At 67.8% G+C, this 15,909-nt stretch carries 14 protein-coding genes; 8 read left to right on the plus strand and 6 right to left on the minus strand.

What is annotated here, in order from left to right; translation table 11 throughout:
* On the plus strand, positions 1-353 hold a 353-nt coding region (locus tag QZ847_RS12305; protein ID WP_294356875.1), incomplete at its 5' end, for a BamA/TamA family outer membrane protein.
* On the plus strand, positions 350-4,468 hold the full coding sequence (locus QZ847_RS12310; protein ID WP_294356876.1) for a translocation/assembly module TamB domain-containing protein: 4,119 nt from the start codon (positions 350-352) through the stop codon (positions 4,466-4,468). The genes QZ847_RS12305 and QZ847_RS12310, both read left to right, overlap by 4 nt.
* 42 nt (positions 4,469-4,510) lie before the next feature.
* Here the strand turns inward: QZ847_RS12310 and QZ847_RS12315 are convergent, their stop codons facing one another.
* Both QZ847_RS12315 and QZ847_RS12320 read right to left on the minus strand, forming a co-directional pair.
* Entirely contained in the window at positions 4,511-5,620 is a 1,110-nt protein-coding gene (locus QZ847_RS12315; protein WP_294356878.1) for a M14-type cytosolic carboxypeptidase, read from the minus strand.
* Between the two features lie 13 nt (positions 5,621-5,633).
* Positions 5,634-6,236, minus strand: a complete 603-nt coding sequence (locus tag QZ847_RS12320; protein WP_294356880.1) for a hypothetical protein — start codon at positions 6,234-6,236, stop codon at positions 5,634-5,636.
* A gap of 182 nt (positions 6,237-6,418) precedes the next feature.
* Here QZ847_RS12320 and ykgO point away from each other — a divergent pair, with 182 nt between their 5' ends.
* The 3 genes from ykgO to QZ847_RS12335 are packed head-to-tail and all read left to right on the plus strand — an operon-like array spanning position 6,419 to position 8,131.
* Positions 6,419-6,544: a type B 50S ribosomal protein L36 gene (ykgO, locus tag QZ847_RS12325; protein ID WP_003046794.1), complete on the plus strand. Its 126-nt coding sequence runs from the start codon at positions 6,419-6,421 to the stop codon at positions 6,542-6,544.
* Between the two features lie 46 nt (positions 6,545-6,590).
* The gene (locus QZ847_RS12330) at positions 6,591-7,202 is read left to right on the plus strand and encodes an HAD family phosphatase (RefSeq protein ID WP_294356882.1); all 612 of its coding nucleotides are present in this window, start codon (positions 6,591-6,593) and stop codon (positions 7,200-7,202) included.
* 38 nt (positions 7,203-7,240) lie between these two features.
* On the plus strand, positions 7,241-8,131 hold the full coding sequence (locus QZ847_RS12335; protein ID WP_294356884.1) for an EamA family transporter: 891 nt from the start codon (positions 7,241-7,243) through the stop codon (positions 8,129-8,131).
* A 14-nt stretch (positions 8,132-8,145) separates the two neighbouring features.
* Here QZ847_RS12335 and QZ847_RS12340 read toward each other — a convergent pair whose 3' ends face one another.
* The 3 genes from QZ847_RS12340 to purD form a co-directional block, all read right to left on the minus strand.
* A complete protein-coding gene (locus QZ847_RS12340; RefSeq protein ID WP_294356885.1) occupies positions 8,146-8,601 on the minus strand; it encodes a GreA/GreB family elongation factor in 456 nt (151 codons plus the stop codon).
* Entirely contained in the window at positions 8,598-9,392 is a 795-nt protein-coding gene (locus QZ847_RS12345) for a hypothetical protein (protein ID WP_294356886.1), read from the minus strand. The genes QZ847_RS12340 and QZ847_RS12345 overlap by 4 nt, the downstream gene beginning before the upstream one ends.
* 75 nt (positions 9,393-9,467) lie before the next feature.
* Positions 9,468-10,742 carry a phosphoribosylamine--glycine ligase gene (purD, locus tag QZ847_RS12350; protein WP_294356889.1) on the minus strand — a complete coding sequence of 425 codons (1,275 nt, stop codon included), beginning with the start codon at positions 10,740-10,742 and terminating at the stop codon, positions 9,468-9,470.
* Between purD and xseA the strand changes: the two genes are divergently transcribed.
* Both xseA and QZ847_RS12360 read left to right on the plus strand, forming a co-directional pair.
* A complete protein-coding gene (gene xseA / locus QZ847_RS12355) occupies positions 10,741-12,225 on the plus strand; it encodes an exodeoxyribonuclease VII large subunit (protein WP_294356891.1) in 1,485 nt (494 codons plus the stop codon). The genes purD and xseA overlap by 2 nt on opposite strands.
* A 13-nt stretch (positions 12,226-12,238) precedes the next feature.
* Positions 12,239-12,439, plus strand: coding sequence for a DUF2093 domain-containing protein (locus tag QZ847_RS12360; RefSeq protein WP_093004280.1), 201 nt, complete (start codon positions 12,239-12,241; stop codon positions 12,437-12,439).
* Between the two features lie 9 nt (positions 12,440-12,448).
* Here the strand turns inward: QZ847_RS12360 and QZ847_RS12365 are convergent, their stop codons facing one another.
* Positions 12,449-13,018: a hypothetical protein gene (locus tag QZ847_RS12365; RefSeq protein ID WP_294356896.1), complete on the minus strand. Its 570-nt coding sequence runs from the start codon at positions 13,016-13,018 to the stop codon at positions 12,449-12,451.
* Between the two features lie 79 nt (positions 13,019-13,097).
* On the opposite strand from QZ847_RS12365, the gene QZ847_RS12370 reads away from it, so the two are divergent.
* Positions 13,098-15,909, plus strand: a 2,812-nt coding sequence (locus QZ847_RS12370) for a TonB-dependent receptor (protein ID WP_294356899.1), incomplete at its 3' end; no start/stop codon positions are given.

Consider the following 15,909-nt stretch of genomic DNA (forward strand, 5'->3'; position numbering starts at 1 on the left):
CGTCGCGGCGCTTCTACGCCGGCGGTGGTGCGTCGGTGCGCGGCTATGGTTTCCAGGCGATCGGTCCGCGCGACGTCAACAACGATCCGATCGGCGGGCGATCCTTGTCCGAATTCTCGATCGAGGCGCGGGTCAAGGCGTTCGGCAATTTCGGCGTCGTGCCGTTCTTCGACGGCGGGAACATCTACACCGGCGTCGTGCCCAACTTCAAAGGATTGCAGTACGGCGCGGGACTGGGCGTACGTTATTACTCCAACTTCGGGCCGATCCGCCTCGATGTCGGCACCCCGCTCAACCCGCAGCCGGGTGACAGCCGGATCGCGGTCTACGTCTCGCTGGGGCAGGCGTTTTGAGGCGCGCGCTGCGCTGGTTGGTGCGGATCGTCGTCGCACTGGCGCTGCTGATCGCGCTGGTCGCGGTCGTGCTCGACAGCGACATCGGCCATCGCTTCGTTGCCGACCGCGTCAACGCGCTCGCGCCCGCCAACGGTTTGCGTTTCCACCTCGGCCGTATCGACGGGTCGCTCTACGGCAAGGCCGAGCTGGTCAACTTCCGCCTGAGAGATCCCGATGGGCTGGTGCTGGCGGTGCCGCGCGCGACGCTCGACTGGGATCCGTTCGCCTGGATGTCGAACCGGCTCGACATCGATGCGCTCGACGTACCCCAAGCCACGCTCGCCAAGCTGCCGCGGACGATCGACACCGGCAAGCAGGGTCCGATCCTGCCCGATTTCGACATTGCGATCCGCCGGTTGCGTATCGCGCGGCTCGTGGTTGCGCCGCGGGTGACGGGGCGACTGCGCTATGGGCGGCTTCAAGGGCGCGCCGACATCCGCTCTGGCCATGCCGCGGTCGATCTCGCCGCGCTGATCGAAGGAAGCGACCGTGTCAGCGCGCGGATCGACGCGGTGCCCGATGCCGGGCGCTTCGACGTCGACGTGCACGCCGCGGGAGCGGCGAACGGCGTGCTGGCGCAACTGACGCACCTCCGCCGCGCGGTGACGCTCGATGTTGACGGGGTCGGTGACTGGCAGCGCTGGCGCGGGCGCGCGCGCGGGCAGGTCGGAGGCGCGCGCGTGCTCGACCTCGCGCTCGGCAATGACGCGGGTCGCTACACGCTGACGGGGACGCTCGCGGTTGCGAGCATCACGCGCGGCAAGCTCCAGGCGCTGACCGCGCCGCGCGTCGCGGTGAACGGCAGTGGCACCTTCGCCGATCGACGGCTGGACGGTACGCTGTCGCTCCGCTCCGCCGCGCTAGCCGCCGAGGCGACGGGCGTGGTCGATCTGGCGCGAAGCCGGCTCGACAACCTGCGCCTGCGCGCGCGGCTGCTCCGGCCCGAGGCGCTGTTCCGCAACATGCGGGCGACGGGCATGGAGTTGCGTGCGATCCTGAGCGGGCCGCTGCGCGCGTTCATGTTCGATTACCGCATCACGGCACCGCGCTTCTCGTTTGATCAGACCGGGTTTGAGCAGGCGCGTGCGGCAGGGCGGGGGCGCTGGTCGAAGGCACCGATCGCGCTGCCGGTCCGCTTCACCGCCGCGCGGGTGACCGGCGTCGGCAACGTCGCGGGCGGCATCCTGCGCAACCTGAGCGTCGACGGTACGCTGCGAGTCACGTCCAAGCTGGTCACCGGCGACGACCTGCGGCTGCGATCGGACAAGCTGACCGGGCGCATCAACCTGCAACTCGACCTGTCGAACGGACAGTTCGATATCGGCGTCAACGGCGCACTGGGCCGATTGCTGATCCCCGGCCTCGGCATCGTCGACGTGCAGTCACGTCTCACCGTCGTGCCCGGGCCGGGCGGCAAGGGCACGCGCGTGGTCGGACGTGGCAGCGCGCAGGTCGTGCGGCTCGACAATGCGTTCTTCCGCAGCCTGGCGGGCGGGCTGCCGCACGTCGAGACGCTCCTGGAACGCACGCCCGACGGCGTGCTTCATTTCACCAACCTCGTCCTGACCGCGCCCCAGATCAGGCTGGCGGGAAGCGGCTATCGTCGTCGTGACGGCACCTTCCACTTCGAGGGCGCGGGAACGCAGGCGACCTACGGCGCGCTGACCCTGAAGCTCGACGGACAGATCGAGCGGCCGGTGATCGACCTCGTGTTCCAGCGGCCGAACGCGGCGCTTGGCCTGACGGGGGTGCGCGCCCACCTCGACCCGACGCCTGCCGGGTTCGCCTTTACCGCCGCAGGGGGCTCAAGGCTGGGACCGTTCACGACCGAGGGGCAAATCCTGCTGCCGAAGGGCGGCACCGCGCGGATCGCGGTCGCGCGGCTGGATGTGAGCGGGACGCGCGCGAGCGGCGCGCTCGACATCGTGCCGAACGGCTTCGCTGGCCGCCTGACGGTTGCGGGTGGCGGCATCACGGGCACACTCGACTTCGCGCCGCAGGGGACGATCCAGCGCATCGTCGGTGCACTCGACGCGCGGACGGCGCGACTCGGCACCGTGTCAGTGCGACAGGGACACGTGGATTTCACCACGTTGCTCGATCCCGCAGGCACGCGCGTGACCGCGACGGCGACGGGCAGCGGCCTGCGACGCGGCTCGCTCAGCATCGCGCGGTTCGCCGGCACCGCAGCACTGAACGGTGACACCGGGGAGGTCCGCGCCTCGATCGCGGGATCGCGCGGTGCGGGATTCCAGATTCAAACGGTGACGCAGATCGCCGCGGACGGCTACACGGTGCAGGCGCAAGGGAAGGTCGGCAACCAGCCGATCCGGCTCGACACGTCCGCGCGGCTGCGCCGCGACGGCGACGACTGGCTGCTCGCGCCGACCGCGCTGTCGTTCGCGGAAGGGAAGGCGCAGGTGTCGGGGCGGTTCGGCGCGGTCGACACGGCGGTCGACCTCTCCGTCGACACGATGCCCTTGTCGGTGCTCGACATCGGCTATGCCGGACTCGGTCTCGGCGGCAATGCATCGGGTACGCTGCATTATGCGTCGCGCGGGAGTGAGGCTCCGACCGGTCGCGTCAACATGACAGTGCGCGGGCTGACGCGCTCGGGGCTGCTGCAGTCCTCGACGCCGATCGACCTCGGGATCGCGGGCGTATTGACTGCCGACAAGGCAGGCGTGCGCGCCGTGATGGCGTCGAACGGGCGCACGATCGGGCGCGCACAGGCGCTGCTGCGGCCGCTGGGGCAGGGTGACGTGGTCGAGCGGCTGACGGGTGCCGGGCTGTTCGCGCAGCTGCGCTATTCCGGCCCGGCGGATACGCTGTGGCGGCTGACGCGGGTCGAGCTGTTCGACCTCGCCGGACCCGTGGCGATCGCCGCCGACGTATCGGGCAGCGTGCGATCTCCGCAGATCAGGGGACAGGTGAGGGCGACCGGCGCGCGCATCAGCAGCGCGACGACGGGCACCGCGCTCACCAACGTACAGGCGGCGGGCCGCTTCGCCGGATCGCAGTTGCAGGTGCAGAGCTTCACCGCCGACGCCGGGCGCGGAGGGACGGTGACGGGTACCGGCCGGTTCGACTTCGCCGGCGCGAAGGGTGTCGCGCTCGATCTCAGGATGCAGGCGAACCGTGCAGTGCTGATCGACCGCGACGATATCGGCGCGACGGTGACCGGGCCGCTGACCTTCACCTCCGACGGGTCGGGCGGGCGGATCGCGGGCGACGTGCGGCTCGACGCCAGCCGCTACCGGCTCGGCCAGGCGACGGTCGCGAGCGCGCTGCCGCAGCTGAACGTGCGTGAGATCAACCTACCCGGCGGTGGCGAGGCCGACGACGACACCGGACCTGCACCCTGGGCGCTGGCGGTGCACGCGCGCGCGAAGGGCGGGTTGATGGTCAGCGGCCTCGGGCTGTCGTCCGAATGGTCGACCGACGTGAACATCGCCGGCACGCCCGACAATCCCGCGATCACCGGTCGGGCCGACCTGATCCGCGGCGATTATGAATTTGCCGGGCGCGAGTTCGAGCTGGAGCGCGGCGTGCTGCGTTTCGGTGGCGAGGTGCCCGCCAATCCCGCGCTCGACATCGAGGCGAACGCCGACTCGACCGGCCTGCGCGCCAGCATCCGCGTGACCGGCGTCGCGCAGAAGCCGGAAATTACCTTCAGCAGCGTGCCCGCGCTGCCACAGGACGAACTGCTGTCGCGGCTGCTGTTCGGCACCTCGATCACCAACCTGTCCGCGCCCGAGGCGCTGCAACTCGCCGCCGCGGTGGCGGCGTTGCAGGACGGCGGAAATGGCATCAATCCGATCAATGCAGTGCGCCGCGCCGCCGGGCTCGATCGCCTGCGCATCCTGCCGGCCGACCCGCAGACGGGGCAGGCGACCTCGATCGCGGCGGGCAAATACGTGACGCGGCGGCTGTACGCCGAGATCATCACCGACGGGCAGGGCTATTCCGCGACGCGGGTCGAGTTTCAGGTCACACGCTGGCTGTCGCTACTGTCATCGATCTCGACACTCGGCCGGCAGAGCGGCAACATCCGCGTATCGAAGGATTATTGAGCTGCCGGCTCCCGCCCGGGCGTGGGCGGGAGCGTCGACCGGTCACAATCCGTCGATCATCTCCGACAAGACTTCCAGGCACGACACACCGAGCCGCTTCGATCGCTTCGGGCTCCAGCCGAATTCAGCGTCCGGGTTCGGATCGTGATCCTTGAACGGCATCTCCAGCGTCACCGACACCGCGCCGAAGCGCTCGGCGAGCTGGTTGGTCGACATCGACAGGTTGGCCTTGCCCGCCGCCGACTTGTCGTAGCCGAGCTCGGTCTGGAAATCGGGCGTGTGTGCCGCCAGCCGCCGTCCGAACTCGTAGAATTTGTCGCCGTGCGCGTCGGTCCACGACGGGATGCCCTCGAAGCCCGCGATGAAGTTTGCCGCGATCGCCTCATCACCATGAACGTCCATCGCGAAGGTGACGCCGGTGCGATCCATCTCCGCCAGCACGCACAGCACTTCCGGGCTACGCTCGGCGCTGGGCGCGTGCCATTCGCGGTTGAGGTTCACCCCCGCCGCATTGGTGCGCAGGTGGCCGCGGCGCGTGCCGTCGGGGTTCATGTTGGGGACAACGTGGACGGTCGCCTTGTCGAGCAAGGGCCGCGCCGCGTCGCTGGTCAGCCAGTCGAGCGCACCCTCCATCCACCATTCGGTCATCGATTCGCCCGGATGCTGGCGGCCGTAGAGCCACACCTGCTTCTCGCCCGACCCGATGCGGAGATAATCGATCGCCTGCCCGTCGAGCGTCTGGCCGATCTCGCGATGCGTGACACCGGGGCGCGCGGCGACCCGCGCGATCAGATGCGCGTGCATCTCCATCGTATAGGGTGCGAAATAGGCGAACCAGGCGAGGTCGGAGTCGCCCGCCCAGTCGAACTCGAGCACGCCATTTTCGTAGCGCGTCTCGATCATCCTCCAGTGGATCAGGTCGGTCGAGGCGCGCGTCTTGTACCCCGGCCAGCCGAACGGATAGGCCGACTTGCCCGCGTTCAGGATACGGAAGGTCGTCGCGCGCCCTGCAAGCCCAGCGGCGCGAAAGTAGAACCATTGAAAGAAGTCGGACTGGTGATCGTGCACGATCTCCAGATCGACGTAAGTGTCGTGGACGGCGACGACGCGGATGTTGCCGCCATCGAAGGCGGCGTTGATCGATAGGGTCATTGACCTCGCCTAGCTATTTCACCTCGATCGTGCGACCCGATTCGCCCGGGAAGCCGGTGAACAGCGCGCGTGCGAGCCGCTGCGCGATCGAGGCGGCGTCGGCGGTCGGCGCGCTCACGTCGGTCAGCGACTGAGCTTGGCCCTCCCAAATCGCGTCGGGGCCCTTGCGGATACGCACCGACAATTCGGTCACGACGCCTTCGCCGCCACCGCCACCGCCGACCGGGAAGCCGACGCCAGCGCCGACCCCGCCACCGCTGCGCCAGCCGCCGCCACCGACGCCGCCACCGAGGCCGATCGAGATCGGCGAGCGGCGCCGCGGCAGCGATTGCGGCGCGCGCGTGAAGCCGACCGTGGCGATATATTCGGCGGTCGCGCCGGGCGCGGGATTGGTGAAGCCCTGCCTTAACAACTCGCTCTGCACCGCGGCGGCGTAGGTCTTGTACTCGATGCTGGGCGTCGTGGGACCGGCCAGCGGCTCGACCGAGATCGTGCCGCGCTGCGTCACCGGATCATAGTGAAAGCGGGTGGCGGACACCGGAAAGCGCTGCGGCCCGGTGGCGCAGGCCGACATCATGGTGGCAGCGGCGAGGGCAGCGATGGGCAAAGCGCGCATGAGGCGTCTCTCCTGAGAAGGGTCGTTTCGGTGCAGTAACGCCGCAGGCGCGCGCAAGCTCCCGTCTGGTGCAGCGCGATCGTGCACGGGTGCATTCCGCGGCGCGGTTGACTTGCGCGTCCGGCTTCACTAGGCGGCGCGCTTCCTTATTCTCACACGTAACACGTTCCCAAAGGCGCACCATGAAGATCCGCAACAGCTTGAAGTCGCTCAAGGACCGCCACCGCGACAATCGCGTGATCCGTCGCCGCGGCCGTACCTACGTCATCAACAAGACCAACCGCCGCTTCAAGGCGCGCCAGGGCTGAGTCGTCCGGCGCTGATTCGTTCGGCACAATTGAGATAAAGCGGTTCATGCCCGTCACGTCGGTGATCTTCGATGTCGGGCACGTCCTCTACGACTGGGACCCGCGTGTCCTGTACGAGCGCCTGTTCGACGACGAACGGGCGCTCGACGCGTTCCTGCGCGACGTCGCCACGCGCGAGTGGCATTTCCAGCACGATGCCGGACGCCCCTTCGCGGAGACGTCGGCCGAGCTGATTGCGCTCCACCCCGAGCATGCGGAGATGATTCGCGCCTGGGGTCCTCGCTTTTCCGAGCAGATACCGGGGCCGATCGCGGGCATGCCGGGACTCGTCGAGGAACTTGACGCCAATGGCGTGCCGCTGTTCGCGATCACCAACTTCTCGGGCGAATTCTTCGCGCCGTTTCGTGCACGCGAGGCGGCACTGTTCGACCGCTTTCGCGACATCGTCGTCTCGGGCGACGAGAAGCTGATCAAGCCCGACGCCGCGATCTACCACCTCGCGCTGCGCCGCTTCGGGGTGGCGGCCGACGAGACCATTTTCGTCGACGACAATGCGGCGAATATCGAAGGCGCGCGCGCGGTCGGCATCCGCGCGCATCATTTCCGTGACGCCGAAACACTGCGCGCCGAGCTGACCGAGCTGGGATTGCTGCGCTGAGCCAGCCGGCCGCGAGCGCCGGGGCGGGGGGTGACCACGTGCCGCTGCGCCACCTGCTGCTCGGGCTCGCCGTGGTGGTGGTGTGGGGCACCAATTTCGTCGTGATCCGCGTCGCGCTGGAGCAATTGCCGCCGCTCGCGTTCGCCGCACTGCGCTTCACGCTCGCCTTCCTGCCCGCGGCCTTGTTCATTCGTCGCCCGGCGGTACGCTGGCGCGATCTCGCCGCTTACGGGGTGCTGATCGGCGCCGGGCAGTTCGGACTGCTGTTCATCGCCATGAACGGGATGATCTCGCCCGGGCTCGCCAGCCTGGTGGTGCAAAGCCAGGTGTTCTTCACCATCGCGCTCGCCATCGCGTTTCGCGGCGAGCGGGTGAAGCCGGTGCAGGTGCTGGCGCTCGTCATGGCAACCGCCGGGATCGGCGTGATCGTCGCGCACGGCGGCGGGGCGGCGACCCCGCTCGGCCTCGTGCTCGTCATCGCGGCGGCGCTCAGCTGGGCGGGCGGGAACCATGTCGCGAAGGCGAGCGGAGTGACCGACATGCTCGCCTTCGTCGTCTGGTCGAGCATGTTCGCGGTGCCGCCGCTGGTCGTCGCCGCGCTGCTGCTGGAGGGAGCGGGCCCGATCGCGATCGCGCTGGCGCACGCGACCCCCGGCGCCTGGGCGGCGGTGGTGTGGCAGTCGGTCGGCAATTCGCTGTTCGGCTATGCCGCCTGGGGCTGGCTGCTCGCGCGCCATCCGGCTGCAACGATCACGCCGCTCGCCATGCTGGTGCCGGTGTTCGGCATGGGCGCGAGCGCGCTGTTGCTTGGCGAGCCGCTGCCGGGATGGAAGCTGGGCGCGGGCGCGCTGGTGCTCGGCGGGCTCGCGCTCAACATTCTGTGGCCGCTCGCGGGGCGTATCCCGTGGCGCCGCGGCGCGGGCGCCTAATCGACCGCCAGAAACTAGTCGACCGCCAGCACGGCGATCGCATCCTCGCGACCGTTGAAGGCGACCGTCTCGCCTGCCTCCGCCCCCATCAGTGCGCACGCGAGCGGGGCGGAGAAGGGGATCGCACCCGCTGCCGGATCGGCCTCGTCGTCGCCGACCAGTGTGACCTGCCGCTCCTTGCCCGCGAGCGTGAAGGTGACGCGATTGCCGAAGCCGACCGCCCCGTCCGAGCGCGGCGCAGTCTCCACCGCGGTCACCCGACGCGTCTGCCAGTAGCGCAGGTCGCGGCGCAGTTTCTTCACCTCCTCGGCATCGCTCGTTTCGACGATCTGCCGTTCCAGCGTAGCGATCCGATCATCGATCAGCGCGCGCCCGCTCGGCGTCACCAGATTGGGCCCGGACGGCAGCGGCAGCTCGAACGTCGGTTCCAGATGCTCGTCGTCGCTCTCGCGGCGAAAGGCGACGCTCATCCGAGTTTGCCGAACTGCGCCTCGTAGCCGGCGCGGTCGCCCTTCGCCAGAAAGCGCGCCTGTTCGCGCCAGCGGTCGCGCTCCATCCGGCCCTGGAACGCGCCGAGCTTCGCGTCGAGATCGGCAGCTTCCGCGTCGTCTAGCCAGGCGAGCTGGTCGACCTGAGTGATGCCGAGCTCGCCCAGACGCGTGGCAATCTTCGGACCCAGGCCTTTCAGCTGCGTGATCGACCCGGCGCCGGGTGTCGTCGCGACTGGTTCGGATGCAGGGACTTCGGGGTCGGTCGCAGGTGCAATCGCGGTAGGCGCGTCCGCTGCCGTGCTGGCCGGCGAGGCATCGAGAGGAGCCGCCGCCGCGATCGGCTCGTCGGCGAAGGGTGCTTGGCTTGGCTGCTCATCGGACAGGCGGTCATTCGTCTGACCTTGGTCGACCGTCGCAATCGGCGCCGCCGTTCCCGACGACGTCGTGGAAGCTGGTAGCGCAGCCTTGTCATTGGCACGGTCGCCGGCATCCTCCGGCTTCTCGGGTGCGAGCGTCGAGGCCGCGTTTCGCCGCGGCGCGTCGCTGAACGATTCACCCGCGTCATCGGCCTCGCGCTCCGCGACGCCGTCTTCACGCAGCGCGTCGATCCGAGCCTGCTCTTCCTTCTCGGCGGCGCGGCGCGCACTCTTTAGCCGAGCGCCCTTAATCATCCCGAAAATCGTCAGGATCGCGAGCACCGCGACCAGCCCGAGCGCGACCAGCACCAGCACACTGTCCTGCGAGAACGGTATCATTGCGTAATTACCCATGCGACGAGAACGTAGAGCGCCCCCGATATGTCCTCAAGCCGCCGCGCGCGTGTCTTGGCCACAAGCGGCCCGACCCTATTCCTCGCGCGCGATCTCGCGCCAGCCGATGTCGCGGCGGCAGAAGCCGGTCGGAAAGTCGATGCGGTCGACCGCGGCGTAGGCCGCCGCCTGCGCGGCGCGCACGCTGTCGCCGATCGCGGTGACGGCGAGGACGCGCCCGCCGCTCGCAACCAGCTGTCCATCCTGCATGCGCGTACCCGCCTGGAACACGCGTGCGCCGTCCGCTTCCGCCTCCGCGATCCGACCAATCGCGCCGCCGGTCTCGGGCGTGCCCGGATAGCCGCGCGCCGCCATCACGACGGTCAGCGCGATCTCGTCGCGGAAAGTGGGCGCGGGCAGGTCGGCGAGGCGTCCTTCGGCCACCGCCAGCAGCACCTCAACCAGATCGCCGTCGAAGCGCGCCATCAGCACCTGGGCCTCGGGATCGCCGAACCGCACGTTATACTCGATCAGCTTGGGACCGTCCGCGGTCAGCATCAGCCCGGCGTAGAGCACCCCGACGTAGGGCGTGCCCGCCGCCGCCAGCGCGTCGATCGTCGGGCGGACGATTTCGCCGAGTGCACGCTCTTCGTCCTCCACCGACAGGCACACTGCAGGGGAATAGGCGCCCATTCCGCCGGTGTTGGCGCCCGTGTCGCCGTCGCCGACGCGCTTGTGGTCCTGCGCCGAACCGAACGAGGCGCTGCTGGTGCCGTCGCTCAGCACAAACAGGCTGGCTTCCTCGCCTTCCAGAAACTCCTCGATCACCGCCTCCGCGGGACCGTGCGCGAACAGGTCGGCAATCGCCGCCTCCGCTTCACTGCGTGACATCGCGACGGTCACCCCCTTGCCCGCGGCGAGGCCGTCTGCCTTGATGACGCAGCGGCAATCGTCACCGTCGGCGAAATCGTCGAGGCAGGCGAGCGCACCGTCGCGCGAGGTGACGCGGAAATAGCGCGCGGTCGGAATGCCGACGCGCGCGCACAGATCCTTGGTGAAGCCCTTCGATCCTTCCAGCTTCGCTGCCTCGCGGCCCGGACCGAACACGGGCACGCCGATCGCGCGGACGTTGTCGGCCAGCCCCTCGACCAGCGGCGCCTCTGGCCCGACCACGACCAGCCCGATCTGCTGGCGCCGCACGAAGTCGATCACCGCGCGGTGGTCCGCCGTATCCAGCTCCGCAATCTGGGCGTGCTCGGCGATCCCGGGGTTGCCCGGCGCGGCGAAGAGCGTATCGAGACGAGGCGACTGCGCCAGCCGCCACGCCAGCGCGTGTTCGCGGCCGCCCGACCCGATCAACAGGATATTCATGGCCGACCCCCTTTTCGATACGTCCGTGGACGCTGCGGCAGGGCGGCTGGTAGCCGAGCCGGTCGCGGGCGACAATGCGATGGCGATGTCGGTCGGGGAGCTGTCGGGCCGGCTGAAGCGAATGGTCGAGGGCGAATTCGGCCACGTTCGGCTGCGCGGCGAAATCTCGGGCTACAAGCGCGTCGCTTCGGGCCACTCGTATCTGGCGCTGAAGGATGACAGCGCGGTGATCGACGGTGTGATGTGGAAGGGCAACAGCGCGAGCCTGGCTTTCCGGCCCGAGGACGGGATCGAGGTGATCGCGACCGGGCGGCTGACGACCTATCCGGGGCGTTCCAAATACCAGATTATCATCGAGCGTATGGAGCTGGCGGGCGCAGGCGCGCTGATGGCGCTGCTGGAGCGGAACAAGGCGCGCTTCGATGCCGAGGGGTTGTTCGCCAAGTCGCGCGCGCGTCGCGCGCTGCCGTTCATGCCGCGCGTCATCGGCGTCGTTACCTCTGGCACCGGGGCGGTGATCCGCGACATTCTTCACCGATTGGAGGATCGCTGCCCGACGCATGTCATCGTCTGGCCGGTCAAGGTGCAGGGGCAGGGCGCGGCGGAGGAGATCGCGGCGGCCGTGCGCGGCTTCGATGCGCTTCCTGCTGCGGGGAGCGAGGTCACGTCGGACGTGGCAGGCACGCCGGCCGGGTCGGGGAATCGGGCTGCGCCGATCCCGCGACCGGACCTGGTCATCGTCGCGCGTGGCGGCGGTTCGATCGAGGATCTGTGGGCGTTCAACGAGGAGCCGGTCGTTCGCGCAGTCGCCGGCTGCTCGATCCCGATCATTTCGGCTGTGGGGCACGAGACCGACACGACTTTGTGCGACCACGCCGCCGACCTGCGCGCGCCGACGCCGACCGCGGCGGCGGAGATCGCCGTACCTGTCCTCGCCGACCTGCGTTACACGCTCGACGCGATGAGCGCGCGCACCGCGCGCTGCGTCAACCGCCATGTCGAGCGCGGGCGCGAGCGGCTGACTGCGATGGCTCGCCTGCTGCCGTCGCGCGACCGGCTGCTGGGTCCGCAGCGGCAGCGGATGGACGAGGCCGCGACGCGCGCCGACCGTGCGCTCGAGCGTCGCGTCGCGAACGCGCGCGGGGCGCTCGACCGTGTCGCAGGCGCGATCCGCCCGGCGACGCTCGACCGCCGGCTGGACGCGGCGCGCCGCAGCCTTTCCGATGTCGGGCGGCTGGTCGAGAGCCTCAACCCCGATCGCATCCTCGAACGCGGTTACGCCCGCGTGACGACCCCGGCGGGCACGACGATCACCAGCGCGCAGGCCGCACGCGACGCGGGCGCGTTGACGCTCCACTTCCGCCATCAGGAGGTGATTGACGTGATCGTCGCCGGCACGGTTGAGGAAGCGCCCGCCCGACCCCAATTGCGTCGCAAGCCAGCCACCGACGCCGGCAAGCCCGAGCAGCCGACCTTACTCTGACGGAACAAGACAGATGCTGATGTCCAACACCAACCGTCCTGCCAAGCTGCATTACATGGCGAACGGCTTTCGCGTGCTCAGTTCGGGCGATCACGTCGTCTGTGCCGCCTCGGGCGCGGCGATCGCGCTCGACGACCTGCGCTACTGGGATGTCGCCGGGCAGCGCCCGTTCGCAACCGCCGAGCTGGCGAGCGAGGCGATGCGCCCGCGCTGAGCAGCTTCATCAGCGGTCACGCCGTACCTTGGCCGAGCCGTTGCCGTCGAACACCGCGAAATAGCTGCCGAGCATCCCTGCGCTGATCCGCACCTTCGTGCCGGGCTTGATCCGCGCGAGCATCAGCGTGCGGTCGTCGTCCTGTACCCAGCGCGCGCCGCCCTCGACCGTGAAGACGAGCTGCCCGGCGCTGTTCTTGGCCGAACTCGTCACCACCGTGTCGAGGCGCTTCAGCTCGGCCGACTCGCGCTTCGATGAGTCGCCGTCGTCCTTTCCGAACAGGTTGCGCGACGGCAGCGCGAAGCCGAACAGCGACCGGCGCGTCTCGCGCACCGCTTTCTCGTCGAGCACCACGATCTTCTTCGTCTCGGCCGCCGACGATAGCGCCGCGACCTCGCGGTCGAAACAGGCCAGCCGTTCGGCGTCCCGCGTAATGGCTCGGCACGCGATCAATGGATCAAGTGCCTGACTTTTCGGCGCATTCGCCGGCGCTGCATTGGCTGCCTGCGCTGCCATCGCGATCAAGACGCCGATTACTGCCATCTGCCCACCCTGTGTCTTTTCGGTGACGCTCGCCACGGAAAGCGTCGCCGCATTGTAACGATGGATTTACAGGCGACACGATACGGCAGCAAGCAGGACATAACACGTCACGAAGTTGCGACCACAGCAATGTGTCGTGAAAGAACGGAAAGGGATCTCGGCAGTGAAGAAGCAATTGCTTGCCAGTTTGAAGGCGGGTGCGGCGCCGGTCATTATCGGTTTCGGCCTGTTGGCGGCGCCGGCGTTCGCGCAGACGCAGCCTGACACGACCACGGGTACCACGCCGCAGACGGCGCAGCCGACCGCCGGTCCGGTCGAGGGCCTGAGTCCCGCCGAACGGCCCGCCAGCGCCGACGGCAACAACGCCGGCGCCGCCGCGACCGGCGACATCGTCGTCACCGGCTCGCGCATTCCGCAGCCGAACCTGACCTCGAGCAGCCCGGTTACCGTTGTCAACCAGCAGGACTTCAAGCTGCAGGGCGTGACCCGCACCGAGGATTTGCTCAACTCGCTGCCGCAGGTGTTCGCCGACCAGGGCGGCTCGGTCTCGAATGCTGCCACCGGTACTTCGACCGTCAACCTGCGCAACCTGGGTGCGAACCGCACGCTGGTGCTAATCAACGGCCGTCGCCTCGTCCCCGGTGACCCAAGCGATTCGGCTGCCGACATCAACTTCGTTCCCGCGACCCTGATCAAGCGCGCCGAGGTGCTGACGGGCGGCGCGTCGTCGACCTACGGCGCGGACGCGGTCGGCGGCGTCGTCAACTTCATTCTCGACACTGACTTCACCGGTTTCAAGCTCGACGGGCAGTACAGCCTCTACCAGCATGATAACAATGCCGGCCCCGGCGTCATCAATGCGTTGCGTAATCGAAACTTCGGTTATCCGAGTGGTCCGGTCGCCGACGGCGGTACGCTCGATGTAAGCGCTACCATGGGCACGTCGTTCGACGACAACCGCGGTCATATCACTGCCTACCTCGGTTACCGCAAGATCAACGCGATCACGCAGGACAACCGCGACTACAGCGCCTGCGCGCTCGCGTTTAGCCGCGCCGGCGTGCCCAGCTGCGGCGGTTCGGCAACCTCGGCCAATGGTACGTTCTTGGATGGTCTGTCGAACAGCTATCAGGTCGGTGCGAACCAGACGCTGGTTCCCGGCTTCACGCCTTACAACTATGCGCCAACCAACTATTATCAGCGTCCTGACGAGCGCTACACCGCCGGCTTCTTCGCTAACTACGAGGTTTCGGACTCGTTCAAGCCGTACATGGAAGGCATGTTCATGGACGACCGCACGGTCGCCCAGATCGCGCCATCGGGTGATTTCGGCAACACCTACTCGCTCAACTGCGACAATCCGCTTCTGAGTGCGCAGCAGCGCGGGGTAATCTGCGCGGCGGGCAATCTGGTCGCCAGCACGATTGTTCGCGACGCGTTCAACCCCGGCGTCTATACGACCGTCGCTCCCTCCTACTCCCCAACCGGGGTGGTATCATCGATCAACGCCAACGCAGCCATCAGGCAGGGCGTGTTGGATCAGGGCGGTACGTTCACCGGGCCTGCCAACGCTTTCAACGCATTCAACTTTATCAACACCGCAACTGGTGCAACATACAATCGTGGCTACGCGCAGATCCTGCGGCGTAACGTCGAGGGTGGCCCGCGTCAGGACGACCTGCAGCACACTGCCTATCGTATCGTGGCCGGTGCGCGCGGCGATGTGGCCAAGGGCCTGACCTACGATGCTTACTATCAGTACGGGCGTACCAACTACTCCGAGACCTACCTGAACGACTTTTCGGTTACGCGCCTTGGCCGTGCACTGGATGTCGTATCCGTCAACGGCGTGGCGACCTGCCGCTCGGTCGTCGACGGCAGCGATCCGAACTGCGTCCCTTACAACATCTTCTCACAGGGCGGCGTTACGCCGCAGGCAGTCGCGTACCTCGCGACTCCGGGCTTCCAGCGTGGTCAGGTAACTGAACAGATCGCTTCAGTGAACTTCACCGGTTTGCTGGGCGAGTATGGCATCCAGTCGCCGTGGGCGAACGAGGGTGTCGGCGTCAACTTCGGTGGCGAATATCGTCGTGAGACGCTCAATCTCCAGACCGATACCGCCTTCCAGACTGGTGATCTCGCAGGTCAGGGCGCGGCGACGCTGCCGATTACCGGTGCGATCAACGTCTACGAAGCTTTTGGTGAAGCGCGCGTGCCGATCATCTCGGACGGGTTCATCAACAGCCTCGCGGTTGAAGGCGGCTATCGTTACTCTAAGTACGAAGTAGGTGATCGCGACTTCAGCACCGACACCTACAAGGTCGCGGTTGATTTCGCACCGGTCCGTGCAATCCGTTTCCGCGGCGCGTACAATCGTGCGGTTCGCGCGCCGAACATCCAGGAATTCTTTGCGACGCAGCGTGTCGCGTTGAATGGTGCAACCGATCCGTGCGCAAAGGTCGATTCTGAAAACCGGCCGGTGGCTTTGACCGCAGCAGACGTAGGATGCTTGGCGCAAGGTCTGCGGGTGGGGCAAACGATTGCCGCTAACCCATCGGGCCAGTACAATGGTTTGATCGGCGGCAATCCGAACCTTACGCCCGAGATCGCGGATACTTACACGGCTGGCGTCGTGCTACGGCCGGAGTTCATTTCGTTTCTGCGTAACTTCGCGGTGACCGTCGACTACTTCAACATCAAGGTGAAGAACCTGGTGCAGAAGATTGGTCAGGATACGATCTTGGCGGCTTGCACGGCCAACGCGGCGTCGCCTTACTGCTCGTTGATCAATCGTGATGCAACCGGATCGCTGTGGCGTTCCAATCAAGGCTACGTGTCCGATCTGACGCGTAACCTCGGCACGCTGCAGACGAGCGGTATCGACGTCGGTGCCAACTTCAACTCCGAGGTGGGCTCGGTCGGTACAA

It is taken from the genome of uncultured Sphingomonas sp. (genome assembly GCF_913778135.1).
GTDB lineage: Bacteria > Pseudomonadota > Alphaproteobacteria > Sphingomonadales > Sphingomonadaceae > Sphingomonas.

What these genes read in the sequence shown, in the direction of transcription:
- QZ847_RS12315 (WP_294356878.1), bottom strand. Translation starts at nt 5,620, where the DNA reads ATGACCCTATCGATCAACGCCGCCTTCGATGGCGGCAACATCCGCGTC.
- QZ847_RS12340 (WP_294356885.1), bottom strand. Translation starts at nt 8,601, where the DNA reads ATGAGCGTCGCCTTTCGCCGCGAGAGCGACGACGAGCATCTGGAACCG.
- QZ847_RS12360 (WP_093004280.1), top strand. Translation starts at nt 12,239, where the DNA reads ATGCTGATGTCCAACACCAACCGTCCTGCCAAGCTGCATTACATGGCG.
- QZ847_RS12330 (WP_294356882.1), top strand. Translation starts at nt 6,591, where the DNA reads ATGCCCGTCACGTCGGTGATCTTCGATGTCGGGCACGTCCTCTACGAC.
- QZ847_RS12345 (WP_294356886.1), bottom strand. Translation starts at nt 9,392, where the DNA reads ATGGGTAATTACGCAATGATACCGTTCTCGCAGGACAGTGTGCTGGTG.
- QZ847_RS12320 (WP_294356880.1), bottom strand. Translation starts at nt 6,236, where the DNA reads ATGCGCGCTTTGCCCATCGCTGCCCTCGCCGCTGCCACCATGATGTCG.
- ykgO (WP_003046794.1), top strand. Translation starts at nt 6,419, where the DNA reads ATGAAGATCCGCAACAGCTTGAAGTCGCTCAAGGACCGCCACCGCGAC.
- purD (WP_294356889.1), bottom strand. Translation starts at nt 10,742, where the DNA reads ATGAATATCCTGTTGATCGGGTCGGGCGGCCGCGAACACGCGCTGGCG.
- xseA (WP_294356891.1), top strand. Translation starts at nt 10,741, where the DNA reads ATGGCCGACCCCCTTTTCGATACGTCCGTGGACGCTGCGGCAGGGCGG.